This window comes from Luteibacter rhizovicinus DSM 16549, assembly GCF_001887595.1.
GTDB lineage: Bacteria > Pseudomonadota > Gammaproteobacteria > Xanthomonadales > Rhodanobacteraceae > Luteibacter > Luteibacter rhizovicinus.
Genome location: NZ_CP017480.1, coordinates 2,172,374 through 2,186,313 on the forward strand (window position 1 = coordinate 2,172,374; position 13,940 = coordinate 2,186,313).

Genomic DNA, 13,940 nt, shown 5'->3' on the forward strand with positions numbered 1-13,940 from the left:
CAGGGGCGCTGACCGGCCTGGTGGCCGATCGGCTGATTAAGGAGAGGCGTTCTCCGCGATGCCGCTGCGCACCAAACGACCTTGATCCAAAGGATCAGGTGGGAGAGCTACGCAGCATCCAGGCTTTCCGCACAAAGGCGGACATGCACAACAGCCACGAAAAGCCGACCCGGGGTCGTATGTAGGAACAAGGCAAATGTAAAGTGCGCTGGCGAACACCGCAGGGAACGCCTTCGGCTATTTTACCGGTGCGTCGAGCAGACCATCAAGCTTCTTGCGAAGAGAGGCCAATCCGTCGGTCAGCACCTGTTCCTGCGACTCGTGCTCCTTTCTGAGCGAAAGCAGCTCGTGGGCGATGCTGACGGCGGTCAGGACGGCGATCCGGTCGAAGCCGGGCGCCTTGGCGTTGGCCTTGAGCTCGCGCATCTTGCCGTCGAGAAACTGGGCGGCGGCGATCAGGCCGGCCCGCTCCTCCGGCGCGCACGCGATATGGAACTCGCGATCGAGGAGGCGGAGGGATACCGGTTCGCTGGCGGTGGCATTCATGTGACGGATCAGCCTGTGTTCTCGAGCGCCTTGAGGCGCTGGATCATCGCTTCGACGCGACCGCGCGCCTGTTCGTTGCGCGCCATGAGCCCCGCACGTTCGTTAGCCAACTGTTCCTGGCTGTGCCGCAGGCTGCGGTTTTCCTCGTGCAGGCGGCGAACGGTATCGACGAGCCGGTCGAGCGTTGCGCTCAGGGCTTCCACTTCGGTCTTGAAGGCGTCCGGATTCGTCATGCGCGGACTATAACAGGAGGTTCGCGCTTGTCGGCAGGGGGTGGCAGGGGTGAAACGAACGGCGTGAAGGTGGCTGCATTAGACTGTGCAGCAAAGTTATCGAGGAGTACCCCCATGTCGGCCAACCAGACCGTCGATCCCGAAGACATCGCCGAGCTCATCGGGCGCTGCAAGCTGGTAACATCGGTGAGTGAGTTCCACGGCTCGCTCGTGGGGTTCATCAGTGCCGGCGGCCGGTTTCCTCATGGCGCCATCCTGGAGGCACTCAGCCTGGAGCCGGATCCGGCTCCGACCGCCGATGAACTGGACATGCTCAACCGGTTGCGTCACCAGACCGAGGAGTGGCTCGCCGACCCGGAGCTGACCTTCTCGCCTTGGCTGCCCGACGACGATGCTCCCATCCCCGAACGCGCCGACGGCCTGATCGACTGGATCCATGGGTTCCTCGGTGGATTCGGTCTGGGCGGATCGGTCGAGCGCAACCGGGGCATGAGCGAGGATTCGCAGGAAGTCCTCAGAGACATGGCCAACATCGCCTCGACCGAGTTCGAATTCGACACCGACGACGACATCAACGACGAAAACCTGACCGAGCTGGAGGAATTCGTCCGTGCCGGCGCCATGCTGCTCCACGCCGAACTGAGCAACGGAGCGCGGTCGGCCAACGACACCCTGCATTGATCTCCGCTGCCGAGTACGCCCGGCGGCGCCGGGAGCTGATGCGCATGGCGGGCGAGGATGCCGTCCTGATCCTCGCCGCCGCCCCCGAGCGCATGCGTAATGCGGACGCCCCGTGGCCGTACCGGCAGGACTCCGACTTCCACTATCTCACCGGCTTCGGCGAACCCGAGGCCGTGCTCGCCCTGTTGCCGGGTCGCGCCCATGGCGAAACCGTGCTTTTCTGCCGGGAACGCGATGCCGAGCGCGAGCGCTGGGATGGTGAGCGGATGGGTACCGATCGCGCCGCGCGTGAGCTGCGCCTCGACGACGCTTTTCCGATTGACGATATCGACGACATCCTGCCCGGGATGATCGAGGGCAGGGCGCGCGTCTACTGCCATTTCGGGCAGGAGCCGGACTTCGACGCACGGTTGCTGGGCTGGATACGTCGCCTGCGCACGGCACGCGGTGGTGGCGTGGTGCCCAAGGATCTGGTCGCGCTGGGCCACCTGCTCCACGACCTGCGCCTGTTCAAGTCGCGCGACGAGCTCGCCCTGATGCGACGTGCGGGCGAAGTGGCCGGCGCGGCCCATATCGCCGCGATGGCGCTGGCGCGTCCCGGCGTGGCGGAATACGAGATCGAAGGCGAGATCCTGCGCAGCATCCGCAGCCAGGGCGCCGTGCCGGCCTTTCCGCCGACGGTTGCCGGTGGCGCCAACGCCTGCATCATGCATTACCAGGCCAACCGGGCCACCCTGAAGGATGGCGACCTGCTCCTGATCGACGCCGGTGCCGAAGTGGAGTGCTATGCCTCGGACATCACGCGGACCTTCCCGGTGGGTGGTCGCTTTACGGCGGCCCAGCGTGCGCTTTACGAGATCGTCCACGAGGCCCAGCTCGCCGCCATCGATGCCGTGCGACCCGGTCGGTCGTTCGGCGCGGCGCACGATGCCGCCGTGCGGGTGATCGCCGAGGGCCTCTGTGCCGTCGGCATCCTCAAGGGCGGTGCCGATCGCGCTATCGCCGATGGCAGCTACAAGGCCTACTTCCCCAGCAAGACCGGCCACTGGCTCGGCCTGGATGTGCACGATGTCGGCGACTACCGCATCGACGGCGAGCCGCGCGTGCTCGAGGAAGGCATGGTCGTCACCGTCGAGCCTGGCATTTACGTTCCGCCGAACGACAAGACGGTCGACGAACGCTGGCGCGGCATCGGCATCCGCATCGAGGACGATGTCGCCGTGACCAAGGGCGCGCCGGATGTGCTGACGGCGATGGTGCCCAAATCACCCGAGGCCCTGGAGCGATAACCGCTTTCTCTGTAGGAACCGATTCTGTGGGAGCCGATTCATCGGCGAAAAGCCAACGGAGCGGTGACGCCGTAACGCCTGTCGCCGATGAATCGGCTCCCACAAGGGCCGCCCCCCCCCGAACGAGCCGTGCCTCAAACCTTGAGGTAGATGCCACGCTTGTCCATCCAGCGGACCACCAGCCACCAGACGGTGACGAAGACGACACCCCAGGCGGCCGAAGGCACATACGGTCCGAACAACGGCGTCATCCATGACGCGAAAGCCACGCGGTAGAGCGGTGCGGCGATGCCGAGGCCGATGAGCAGGTAGACCATCAGTCCCGAGCCCGCGTAGGCCGCAATGGCGTTGACGCCGAAGGCGCGTCCGGGCAGTCGCCAGCCGCGTTGGTCGATCAGGACGTGGAAGAGTGCCAGCACGGCGAACGACCAGCCGCCGGTCCACAACACGTAACTCGGCGTCCACAGGTTCTTGTTGAACGGCCAGAGCGGTTGCAGCAGCCAGCCGGCCACGGCGCAGGCGACGGCCGCGATGAGCAGGCGGCGTGTATCGCCTGCGCGAAGCCATGCCCCTGCACGCATGCCGAGCAGGGTGGTGGCCAGCGCCGGCAAGGTGGCCAACAGCCCTTCGGGATCGTGGCCACGACCGCTGGGGGCGTCGGTCACGTACACGAAGGAGCCGAAGACGGCGGTATCCACCCGGCTGACGATATTGATCCAGGGGTCGAGCGAGCCGCCGGCCAGCAGCAGGACGCCGTAGCCAACCAGCAACACCACGCCGACAAAGTCACGCGTACGCGGTCGCGCCTCCACGGCGAGAAGCGCCGCCGCGGCGAAGCAGAGACCGATCCGCTGCAGCACGCCGGGAAGGCGCAGGTGGGCCTCGGGGATGGTCAGCCACGCGACGAGATTCAGCAGCAGTCCCAATCCGACGATGCGGGCGGCGCGGCGCAACGCCGCATGCCGAATCGGTGCATGCTCGGCGCCAGCCTCGATGCGCGGCACGATGGCCAGCGACACCGACACCCCGACGATGAAAAGAAAGAGGGGGAAAACGAAGTCGGTCGGCGTGCAGCCGTTCCACTCGGCGTGCTCCAGGGGCCACCAGACATGGCCCCAGTCCCCGGGATCGTTGACCAGGAGCATGGCGGCCACCGTCATTCCGCGCAGGATGTCGACTGAGGCATAGCGCACTTTATTCGGAACCATCCCGGGGATACGCTTCAGCCAACGAGGGAAACCGAAGCATACGCGGTCAGCCGGTTGCGACAATCGGCCATGGATCGCGGTCGGCTCGCCAGGCATACGATGCCTGGCAGATGTTCAGGGAATCGAGGGAGTCGCACCGATGGTTGTCGACGTTCCACCCAGGCGCCGTCGCTGGCGCGACAAGAAGCCCCTGCCGAGGCTGGTCCTCGAGTTGTCGGTGATCGTCGTCGCCAAGCTCGCCCTGCTCATGCTCATCTGGTACGTGGCCATCCGGCCCCTGCCCCGCGCGGACGTCTCGCCCGCCGGTGTCGGACGGATGCTCGCGCCCGCTTCCGCCTCTACCCAGGGATCCAAGCCATGATCGTCGACCCCGATGTCGTCGGCCTGTCGCGCCTGCAATTCGCATTGACGGCGCTGTATCACTTCCTCTTCGTGCCGCTCACGCTCGGCCTCGCCTTCATGCTCGCCATCATGGAGAGCGTCTACGTGATGACGCGACGCGAGGTGTGGAAACGCATGACCCAGTTCTGGGGCGTGCTGTTCGGCATCAACTTCGCCATGGGCGTGGCCACCGGCGTGACCATGGAGTTCCAGTTCGGTACGAACTGGGCGTACTACTCGCACTACGTCGGTGACATCTTCGGTGCGCCGCTGGCGATCGAAGGGATGATGGCCTTCTTCCTCGAAGGCACCCTGGTCGGTCTGTTCTTCTTCGGCTGGGATCGCATCTCGCCGTTGAAGCACATGCTGGTCACCTGGTTCCTCGCCCTCGCGACCAGCCTGTCGGCGCTGTGGATACTTATCGCCAATGCATGGATGCAGAATCCGGTAGGTGCAGCATTCAACCCGCAGACCATGCGCATGGAGGTCACCTCGTTCAAGGAGGTCATCTTCAATCCGGTCGCGCAATCCAAGTTCGTGCACACGGTGAGCGCGGGCTACACGATGGGTGCGATGTTCGTGCTTTCGATCAGCGCGTGGTACCTGCTACGCGGACGCAACGTCGACTTCGCCAAGCGCTCGATGACCGTGGCGGCAAGCTTCGGCCTCGCCGCGTCGCTGTCGGTCGTGGTGCTGGGTGACGAGTCCGGTTACACCGTGTCCGAAAACCAGAAGATGAAGATGGCCGCGATCGAGGCCATGTGGGAGACCGAGCCGGCACCGGCGTCGTTCACGCTGTTCGGCCTGCCCGATGTGAAAGCGCGAGAGACGCATGCGGCGATCCGCGTGCCCTGGGTCATGGGACTGATCGGCACACGCTCCATCGACCAGCCGATTCCCGGCATTGCCGCCCTTGTCGACGACGCCAAGATCCGCATCGCCGATGGCATCAAGGCCTACGACGCCATGCTTATCCTGCGAGAGAACAAGGGCGACGAGCAGGCGAAGGCGATTCTCGCCGCGCACGACAAGGACATGGGTTACGCCTTGCTGCTCAAGCGATTCATGGACGACCCGCGCAAGGCGACACCGGCCGACATCCAGAAGGCCGCCGACAGTACGATCCCGAATGTCCCGGTGCTGTTCTGGTCGTTCCGCATCATGGTCGCGTGCGGCATGTACTTCATCTTCCTGTTCGGTTATGCGTTCTGGCGCTCGAGCACGCGGCGTCTCGACGGCCGTAGATTTCTCAAGGTGGCTCTGTGGAGCCTGCCGCTGCCGTGGGTGGCCGCGGAGCTGGGCTGGATCGTCGCCGAGTACGGTCGGCAGCCGTGGGCGATTGAGGGCGTACTGCCAACCGCGCTGGGAGCGTCGTCGCTCACGGCAGGACAGGTCTGGATTTCCCTGGGTGGCTTCGTCCTGTTCTACACGGCGCTGGCCTTCGTCGATGGCTACCTGATGCTCAAGTTCGCCCGCAAGGGTCCGGATGGCCTCGGCATGTGGCCGAAGCGCCCGGACGCCATTCCCGTCACCGCGCAGACGGTCTGAGGAGAACGACATGTTCGATTACGAAACCCTGCGTGTGATCTGGTGGGCGCTGATCGGCGTCCTGCTGATCGGCTTTGCGGTCATGGATGGCTTCGACTTCGGCGTGGCCGCGCTGTTGCGCATTCTTGGGCGCGACGAGCACGAGCGCGTGGTGCTGCTCGAGACCATCGAGCCGACGTGGGAAGGCAACCAGGTGTGGTTCATCCTCGGTGGCGGCGCGGTATTCGCCGCGTGGCCGCTGCTTTATGCCGCCTCGTTCTCCGGCCTGTACGTGGCGATGTTCGTGCTTCTTGTCGCTTTCATCATCCGCCCGGTCGGGTTCAATTTCCGCGAGAAGGTGGACGATCCGCGTTGGCGGGCCGTGTGGGATACGTGCCTGATCGCATCCGGTGTGATCGTGATGCTGGTCTGCGGCGTAGCCTTCGGTAACCTGTTCCTCGGCCTGCCGTTCCATTACGACGGCGACTTGCGGATGACCTGGGATGGTAGCTTCTTCCAGCTGTTCCGTCCGTTCGCGCTGCTGTCCGGCCTGGTGAGTCTGAGCATGCTGCTGGCGCATGGCGCGAGCTGGGCAGCGATGAAGGCCGACTTGCTCATCGCGGAACGCGCGGCGAAGGTGTCACGCATCGCTTCGGCGGTTTACATCGTGTTGTTCGTGCTCGCCGGCATCTGGTTGGCCTACGGCATTCCGGGTTACGCCGTGTCGGGGCCGGTGGTTACCGATGCGATGTCCAATCCTATGAACAAGCAGGTAGCGGTCGGTGGATCGTGGTTCGCCAGCTATCTCACGCATCCGTACTTCTGGGCCGGCCCGGTCATCGCTTTCGTTGGCGCACTCGGTTTGCAGCTGTTCGTCGGCAGGCGCGGCTTCCTGGGCTTCTTCTGCAGCTGCCTCGCCGTGGCGGGAACCATCCTCTCCGCGGGCTTTGCGTTGTTCCCGTTTCTCATGCCCTCGGCAGCTGATCCGACATCCAGCCTCACGATATGGGACGCGTCCTCCAGCCGCGGCACGCTACTGATCATGCTCGGTGTGACCGTCGTCTTCATCCCGTTGATCCTGCTCTATACCGGCTGGGTCTACCGCGTCATGCGTGGCCGGGTCACCCTCGAACACGTGCGCAAGTCGCACAGCCTGTACTGAAGGAGCAAAGCCATGTGGTATTTCGCCTGGATACTGGGCCTTGGTCTCGCCGCCGCCTTCGGCATCCTCAACGCCATCTGGTACGAAGTGCATTCGGACGACGAGGCGACGCTGAAGCGGGATCCGATGCCGAAGCACGAGGGTCCGTAATCCGACCTGTCGGTGTTTTATGTAGGAGTCGATTTATCGGCGATCCCGCGGCAGCGGGAAAGGGTGTGGCGAGCACCCTTTCGCCGATGAATCGGCTCCTACAAAAGCACGGATCAGATCAGGGCAAAGGCGTCGCGGGTGAGGTTTTCCGGCTCGCCCGTGGTGCAGACCACGTCGTCTTCGATGCGGATGCCGCCGTACTTGCGGAAGGCATCGACCTTGGCCCAGTCGATGTCGTTGGCGAACGGCTTGTTCTTCAGTTCGGCCAGCAGCATGTCGATGAAGTAAATGCCCGGCTCGATGGTGACCACCATGCCGGCTTCGAGGTTACGCGTCAGGCGCAGGTACGGATGACCTTCCGGCTTGGCGATGGTGCCACCGGTTTCACCGGCCGCGAAGCCGGCGACGTCGTGTACCTGCAGACCGATGCCGTGGCCGAGACCGTGCGGGAAGAACGCGGACGAGACGCCGGATTCCACCGCGCTTTCCGCGCTCATCCGAATGAAACCATGCTCGCGCAGCACGCCGGCAAGCGCATGGTGGGCGTGCACATGCAGTTCGGGATAGCTCTGGCCGGCGCGCACCTTCGACACGAACGACTGCTCGGCCGCGTCGACCGAGTCGATCAGTGCCTGGAACTCACCAAAGTTCTTGCCCGCATACGTGCGCGTGATGTCGCTCGCGTAGCCGGAGGCACTCGCGCCGGCATCGATCAGGAAGGAGCGGCTCTCGGCCGGTGCCTTGCGATCGAAGTTGGTGTAATGCAGGACGGCGCCGTGCTCGTTGAGGCCGACGATGCTGGCGTACGGCAGCTCGGCGTCGATCTGGCCGACGGCCTTGAGATAGGCGAAGTGGATGCCGAGCTCGCTTTCGCCGTTGCGGAACGCCTGCTCGGCCGCGCGATGACCGCGCGTACCGCGACGGCTGGCTTCGCGCATCAGCGCGATTTCATAGGGCGTCTTGAACGCACGGTGGTAATGCAGGTGATCGACCACCGCCGGCGGGTTGTTCGCACAGACCTCGTCGAGCGCGCAGTACTGATCGCCGATGATCGCCGAGCGGGCGAGTGACTGCGGCAGTTCGGCGATCGCGTCGGCCGGCTTGCGCACGATGACGATGTCGAATGAATCGACCCAATAGCCCGACGGCGCTTCCGGCACCACGTGCCAGTAATCGCGCGGCTGCAGGAAGACCAGCTTGGGCTTCTCGCCCGGGGTGTAGACCAGCCAGCTGCCCGGCGCATCGACCAGCGGCAGCCAGTGCTTGAAGTGCGGGTTGGCGATGAACGGGTAGTCCTGGTCGTCGAGGAACTTGGTGATCGGTCGGCCGGCCGGGACGACGAGGTGGTCGAAACCGCCGCGCGCCAGCGCGGTATCGGTGCGCTCACGCAAGGTGGCGAGGTGCTGCGGGTAGAGCGCGGCCAGCGCGTCGTTCATCGTCGATCTCCGGGGAACAGGGGGCGGGGCAAACGCCAATGGTGCGCTTCGGCGATCCCGTAGCCAAGCCTCCGGGGTCGCCGGCTTTCCTGTGGGAGCCGATTTATCGGCGATGGGGTGCTTGCGCCAACCTGGCCCGCTGCCGCGGGATCGCCGATGAATCGGCTCCCACAACCGGTGGTCTAGGCGCGGGCGTAGACCACGGCGAAATCGCCGGCGACGTCGCCGAGGCGGTGGCGGAGCAGGGTGGCGGCGTGGTCGTTCTGGCCATCGGTCAGGCTGCGCAGGTGCGTGCCGTAGAGGGTGATGGCGAAGTGACCCACGGCGAAATCATGGGCAGGAGAGCGCCAGAGCGTGAGCGGCGTCCAGGCCGCGCAGCCGGGACAGGCCACATACGCCGAGTTGGGCGCGTCGCACCACACCGCCAGGGCTTCTTCCAGCGCTTCGCTGCCTTCATCGCCGGGTGCCAGCGGCTGGCGACACTCCGGACAGCGGATGGTGAAGCTGCCGTCGTAGCGACAGAAAATGCCGTTTTCCGGGCCGCCCTCGACCAGGTGTGCACCGCCCTTTTCGTCGTCGCGCCAGCGGTGGCTGCTTGCATGCAGACCGATCGCGTAGACGCCGGTGTCCTGGGTGAGGCGCTCATCGAGCACACGAAAACGCGGTTCGCTTTCGACTTCATAGACAGGCGAGATCGTGCCGTCGCCGGCCAGCCTCAAATAGAGACCAGTGGCGGCGGCCGCGGCATCGTCGCGTTCGAGGTCGGTATCGACCAGGATGGTGGTGGCATCGCTCATGATGGGCGATGGTGATCCCCTGTGCGGTGCGTCGTAAAGCATGGTCGCGACCTCCCGTTCAGTCCGGCGGCGGACCGATCCACTCGTCGATGGCCCGGACATCGTCCTCGCTGGCGGCCACGATCCGGTAGCCGGCCCAGAATTGTCCGGCCGAGGCGGCAGGTTCGTGCCACTGCTCCTGGATGCCGATCTCGACCCGATGTTCGCGGTGCTGGGCGTCCGGCAGTGTGAAGCTCACCTGGTACACGCCGCTACTGCACGGCGCCTGCGTCGTCAGTGCCATCAGGCCCGTGGCGGAGAGATTGCCGAGCTGACCGATCACCCGCTCGGTCATGCCGTCGACAATGGGCATGGGCGAGGTGACCCGCTTGCGCGGCGCGCGGCGTTGTTCGAATTCCTGACTCATGCGTGGCCTGCCATGCGTGTTTCGTGCATGCCGTCACGGCGCAGGCTACGCGCCACGGCTTGCCAGGCGCGATCGATGAAGGACATGCGTTGCTCACGCCATTCACGCGCTTCGCCTCGGGCGATGAGCCGGGCCAACCGCGTCAGATCCATGTCTTCGGCACGGCTGCCGCGCTGATTGACGAACAGGCAGCGTCCCGTTGTGGGTGAGAACCAGGCCAGCTTGCGCCGGCTGAGGTTGCCGTCGTCATGGACGAATTCGAACCAGGTACCGAAGCGCAGGGTGGCAAAGCCGTCGTACACGGCCCGAGCCGCGGCATCGAGCGGTGTCGGTTCGACCGGCGCGACGGTCTCCCCATGTGCCGTGCCTTCGCCCAGCCTCGGGCGTTGCTTGAGGCGCAGGGCGACGTCGGTCGGCGTGAGTGCCTCGTCGGTCTGCTTTTCCGGTGCTTCGAACAGGCCGGCAGCCACCTGGGCCGCCTCCGAAGGATGCATGCCGAGGTGTTCGAGACCGCGTTCGACTTCCACGCGAAGCTTCTGCACGTCGGCGATCGGACGGCGGCCGAGCAGCTGGTCGGTGACGCCGAGGCAATGAAGGAAGGCCTCGCCCGTTTCACCGCCACGAAGAATATGCAGGGCGAGGACGTCCGCCCAGGTCCGCTCCAGCAGGATGCGCAGGACGCCACGCGGCGCGGCACCACTGCCCAGCCGCTCGCTCATGATCTCGGTGGCACGCTGGCGTGCGCGCTCCAGGCGGTCGCGGCCTTCCATCGCTTCGATCTGCCGCCGCTCGGCCACGTGTGCCTTGCGCGACAGCTGGGCAATCTGTTGTTCGATCTCGGAACGCCACGCGGGATCGATCACCTGGGCGTGGCTGGCCTCGACCACCAGGCGTTCGAGACGGTCGATCAGTGCGGCGTCCGGCTCGCCCTCGGCGGGATCGAGCCAGTGCTGGGCGGCTTCGCTGACGGTGTCGAGCAGCTGGCGCGCCGGATGCTCGGGGCGATCGAAGAAGCCACGGTCGTTCACGGCTGCACGCAGCATCGGCCACTGCAGGCCACCCAGGACGGCGCGGCCCGGGCTGGCGGCGCCAAGTTGCTGGCCGAGGTTCTGGAACAGCATGGCCGTGAGCTCGACCGTATCGCCCTGCTCGAGGGTGAGCTCGGCGGGCGGCGAGCCGGCCGGCCGGCCGCGATTGAGCTGGTTGAGCAATTCGTCGCGCAAGGCCTGGGCGCTGCGGATTTCACGCTGTGCGGCGCCGGCCACCTCGGAGACATGGCCTTGCAGGGCGGACAGGGCGGTCTGGAGTTCGTCCTGGGAAACCAGGCGATCGGGCGCGAAGCCTGCGCCGCGGCCCTGGGCGGCCACGCGATTGGCCAGCAGGTCACGCAGGCTTTCGAGAACGCCGATATGGCCTTCGCTGGTCGCACTGACTGGCGCGGCCTCGTGGCTGCCACCAGGGACATTCGCGTTGCCGGACGCACCCGTGCCGCCGACACCGCCAGCCGCACCCTCGCCGGGCCGGCCGCGACGCTCCGCGACGGGTGGCGTGGACACGCGGACGTTGGGGTAGACACGGAAGCCGGGAAGAATCCCGCGCGTCCGGTAATGTTCGTTGAGCGCGCCGTAAAACGCCTCGCTATGCCCGAGCACGTGGGTATCGACGGCGTGGAACAGCAGCAGTCGATGCGCGCTGGCCAGCGGCAACGGCGCCACCGCCGCTTCGAGGGCGGCGGTGAGTACACGCGGGCCGGCAGGCAGGGCCTCACCTTCGAGGGGCGCCGTGCCGGCGAGCACGGCCATGCGATAACCCAGTTCGAACAGGCTGCTCGCGCTGCGTGCTTCGCCGCGTGCCGCCATGCTGCTCAGTGCGTCCGCCTGCTCCTGCTCTTCGGGATCCACCAGGCTCAGGTTCAGGCTGACGTGCTCGCCCGTCGCCGACTTGCTCTCGGGGTTTTCACCCAGGTGTCGGAATCGCTCGGACAGATGCGCGGCGAAGCGGTTACGGAAGGCGGGCCCCTCGCGCTCGATGATGTTCCGGCTTTCGAAACACTCCTGCTGCTCGAGGTGGTTGCGGGTGCTTTCGGCCGTGGCGAACAGGCGCTGGCTGAAGTCGCGCAGGGATTCGCGCAGTGGCATGTCCAGCCACGTCAGGCACAGCGACAGGCCTTGCTGTGCCTCGCGCTCCGCGCGCGGCGACAAAGCAATGGCGACCTGACCCATTCTGCCGTGTGGGGGCTGCATTCCTGTGCTCATCGAGTTGGTTTCTCCCCTGCCTGATGTCGAGTTTAGGCGTCCGAAGCCCTTGGGCGCCAGCGGGGAGCCGGTCGGCTTACGGCTTAGAGCGGATGGACTAGGGGCGGAAACGGCAGCGATCAGGCCATGAAGGCTTCGATCACGTTGTTGAGGAAGCGTTGGCCCAGTGGCGTGGTCCGTAGCACGACAGGATCGTCCACGAGCCAGCCGCGTGCGATACAGGCGGCACGTGCCGGAGCGATGGTGTCGGCAGCCAGGCCGGTCCGCTCGGCGAAGTCCGCTGCGGGAACGCCGTCGATCAGGCGCAAGGCGTTGAGCATGTACTCGAAGGGCAGGTCGTCCGCACCCACGAGGTTGTCCCCGCCGATGCGGCCCGGCTGGCCGGACGAGGCAAGGTAGGCGGCGGGAAGGCGAGTCTTCCAGCGACGGCGCACGCCGGTGGCATCGGTGATCTTGCCGTGGGCGCCGGCACCGATGCCCAGGTAGTCGCCGAAGCGCCAGTAATTCAGGTTGTGTGCGCAGCGTCGACCGGTCGCGGCATAGGCCGAGACTTCGTACTGGCCGTAACCGCCGGCGGCCAGGCTCGCCTCGCAGGCTTCCTGGATCGCCCAGGCGGCATCGTCGTCGGGCAGCGGCGGCGGGTTCGCGGCAAAGGCCGTGTTCGGTTCGAGCGTGAGCTGGTAGTGCGAGATATGCGTGGGCGCCAGCGCCATGGCTCGCTGCACGTCGTCCAGCGCGCCTTCGAGTGTCTGCTCCGGCAAGGCGTACATCAGGTCGATATTGATGTTGTCGATGCCGGCGTCCCGCGCCTGACGCACCGCGTCTTCAGCCTCGTGGGCGGAGTGGATGCGGCCGAGGCGATGCAGCTTCTCGTTATCGAAACTCTGCACGCCGAACGAGATACGGTTCACGCCCGCGGCGAGATAGCCATCGAAGCGACCGTGCTCGACCGTGCCCGGGTTGGTTTCCAGGGTTATTTCCGCGTGGGTCGCGAAGGCCAGCCGTTGCCGCGCGCCATCGAGAAAACGACCGACCAGCTCCGGGGCGAACAGGCTCGGCGTGCCGCCGCCGAAGAACACCGTTTCGACCGGACGGCCGCCGATCGCTTCGCCGAAGTCGCGAAGGTCCGCGTCCAGATCGGCCAGCAGCACGTCCACGTACTCGGCGTAAGCAGGCGTGCCACGGACACCGTGCGAGTTGAAGTCGCAGTACGGGCATTTGCGCACGCACCACGGCATGTGGACGTACAGCGATAACGGCGGCGGGACGAGGATCATGACAGCTCGGCGAAGCGCGCCTTGAGCACCTCGAGCGCCTGGCCGCGATGGCTCAGGCGGTTCTTCACGGCGGGATCCAGTTCGGCGGCGCCGAGTTCGTGGCCGGCAGGAAGGAAGAGCGGGTCGTAACCGAAGCCGCCTTCGCCGCGCGGTGCCTCGAGGATGCGGCCATGCCAGCGGCCTTCCGCGATCAGCGGTGCCGGATCGTCGGCGTGGCGAAGCACCACCAGTACCGCGATGAAGTACGCGCTGCGCTGGTCGGTCGGCACGCCGGCCAGTTCGTGCAACAGCTTGGCGTTGTTCGCCGCGCTGTCGCCGTGCTTGCCCGCATAACGCGCGGCATACAGGCCGGGCGCGCCACCGAGGGCGTCCACGCAGATGCCCGAATCGTCGGCCAGCGCGGGCATGCCCGTGGCCCGCGCCGCGTGGCGCGCCTTGATCAGTGCATTTTCGACGAAGGTCAGGCCGGTCTCCTCGGCGTCGCTCACGCCGAGCGCCGTCTGTGGCACCAACTGCACGCCGCTGCCGGCGAGCAATTGCTCCAGCTCGATCACCTTGCCCGCATTACCCGAAGCCAGGACCAGACGCATCG

15 protein-coding genes and 1 other RNA gene are annotated in these 13,940 nt (G+C 66.0%); 6 read left to right on the plus strand and 10 right to left on the minus strand.

The genetic code is table 11. From position 1 onward, the window contains the following. Window positions 1-46: 46 nt before the first annotated feature. From ssrS to BJI69_RS09765, 3 genes are all read right to left on the minus strand, one after another. A non-coding RNA gene (gene ssrS / locus BJI69_RS09755) (6S RNA) lies at window positions 47-230 on the minus strand. A gap of 7 nt (window positions 231-237) precedes the next feature. Further along, window positions 238-546 carry a cell division protein ZapA gene (locus BJI69_RS09760; RefSeq protein WP_046967972.1) on the minus strand — a complete coding sequence of 103 codons (309 nt, stop codon included), beginning with the start codon at window positions 544-546 and terminating at the stop codon, window positions 238-240. 8 nt (window positions 547-554) lie between these two features. Continuing rightward, window positions 555-779, minus strand: coding sequence for a TIGR02449 family protein (locus BJI69_RS09765; protein WP_046967973.1), 225 nt, complete (start codon window positions 777-779; stop codon window positions 555-557). 114 nt (window positions 780-893) lie between these two features. On the opposite strand from BJI69_RS09765, the gene BJI69_RS09770 reads away from it, so the two are divergent. Both BJI69_RS09770 and BJI69_RS09775 read left to right on the plus strand, forming a co-directional pair. Then, on the plus strand, window positions 894-1,460 hold the full coding sequence (locus BJI69_RS09770) for a UPF0149 family protein (RefSeq protein ID WP_046967974.1): 567 nt from the start codon (window positions 894-896) through the stop codon (window positions 1,458-1,460). A gap of 38 nt (window positions 1,461-1,498) precedes the next feature. Next, the gene (locus tag BJI69_RS09775) at window positions 1,499-2,749 is read left to right on the plus strand and encodes an aminopeptidase P N-terminal domain-containing protein (RefSeq protein WP_244465275.1); all 1,251 of its coding nucleotides are present in this window, start codon (window positions 1,499-1,501) and stop codon (window positions 2,747-2,749) included. Between the two features lie 134 nt (window positions 2,750-2,883). Here BJI69_RS09775 and BJI69_RS09780 read toward each other — a convergent pair whose 3' ends face one another. Then, window positions 2,884-3,957: an acyltransferase family protein gene (locus tag BJI69_RS09780; RefSeq protein ID WP_046967976.1), complete on the minus strand. Its 1,074-nt coding sequence runs from the start codon at window positions 3,955-3,957 to the stop codon at window positions 2,884-2,886. Between the two features lie 139 nt (window positions 3,958-4,096). Here BJI69_RS09780 and cydP point away from each other — a divergent pair, with 139 nt between their 5' ends. Genes cydP through cydX form a run of 4 tightly spaced genes read left to right on the plus strand, consistent with a single transcriptional unit; the run spans window position 4,097 to window position 7,177 of the window. Beyond that, window positions 4,097-4,318, plus strand: coding sequence for a cytochrome oxidase putative small subunit CydP (gene cydP, locus BJI69_RS09785; protein ID WP_046967977.1), 222 nt, complete (start codon window positions 4,097-4,099; stop codon window positions 4,316-4,318). Next, window positions 4,318-5,886 (plus strand): cytochrome ubiquinol oxidase subunit I, encoded by a 1,569-nt coding sequence (locus BJI69_RS09790; protein WP_211258513.1) that lies wholly within the window; start codon window positions 4,318-4,320, stop codon window positions 5,884-5,886. Before cydP ends, BJI69_RS09790 begins: the two co-directional genes overlap by 1 nt. Before the next feature lie 10 nt (window positions 5,887-5,896). After that, window positions 5,897-7,027 carry a cytochrome d ubiquinol oxidase subunit II gene (cydB, locus tag BJI69_RS09795; RefSeq protein WP_046967979.1) on the plus strand — a complete coding sequence of 377 codons (1,131 nt, stop codon included), beginning with the start codon at window positions 5,897-5,899 and terminating at the stop codon, window positions 7,025-7,027. A gap of 12 nt (window positions 7,028-7,039) precedes the next feature. Further along, a complete protein-coding gene (gene cydX / locus BJI69_RS09800) occupies window positions 7,040-7,177 on the plus strand; it encodes a cytochrome bd-I oxidase subunit CydX (RefSeq protein ID WP_052767214.1) in 138 nt (45 codons plus the stop codon). 113 nt (window positions 7,178-7,290) lie between these two features. On the opposite strand, the gene pepQ is transcribed toward cydX, so the two are convergent. From pepQ to rdgB, 6 genes are all read right to left on the minus strand, one after another. Beyond that, window positions 7,291-8,613, minus strand: a complete 1,323-nt coding sequence (gene pepQ, locus BJI69_RS09805) for a Xaa-Pro dipeptidase (protein WP_046967980.1) — start codon at window positions 8,611-8,613, stop codon at window positions 7,291-7,293. Window positions 8,614-8,795: 182 nt separating this feature from the next. After that, on the minus strand, window positions 8,796-9,410 hold the full coding sequence (locus BJI69_RS09810) for a hypothetical protein (protein WP_046967981.1): 615 nt from the start codon (window positions 9,408-9,410) through the stop codon (window positions 8,796-8,798). A 58-nt stretch (window positions 9,411-9,468) separates the two neighbouring features. Continuing rightward, the gene (locus tag BJI69_RS09815) at window positions 9,469-9,816 is read right to left on the minus strand and encodes a PilZ domain-containing protein (protein ID WP_046967982.1); all 348 of its coding nucleotides are present in this window, start codon (window positions 9,814-9,816) and stop codon (window positions 9,469-9,471) included. Then, window positions 9,813-12,059, minus strand: coding sequence for a DUF1631 family protein (locus BJI69_RS09820; RefSeq protein WP_046967983.1), 2,247 nt, complete (start codon window positions 12,057-12,059; stop codon window positions 9,813-9,815). The genes BJI69_RS09815 and BJI69_RS09820 overlap by 4 nt, the downstream gene beginning before the upstream one ends. Window positions 12,060-12,190: 131 nt before the next feature. Continuing rightward, entirely contained in the window at window positions 12,191-13,348 is a 1,158-nt protein-coding gene (gene hemW / locus BJI69_RS09825; RefSeq protein WP_046967984.1) for a radical SAM family heme chaperone HemW, read from the minus strand. Further along, complete coding sequence (gene rdgB / locus BJI69_RS09830) at window positions 13,345-13,938, minus strand: RdgB/HAM1 family non-canonical purine NTP pyrophosphatase (protein ID WP_046967985.1); 594 nt, start codon at window positions 13,936-13,938, stop codon at window positions 13,345-13,347. The genes hemW and rdgB overlap by 4 nt, the downstream gene beginning before the upstream one ends. Window positions 13,939-13,940: the final 2 nt, after the last annotated feature.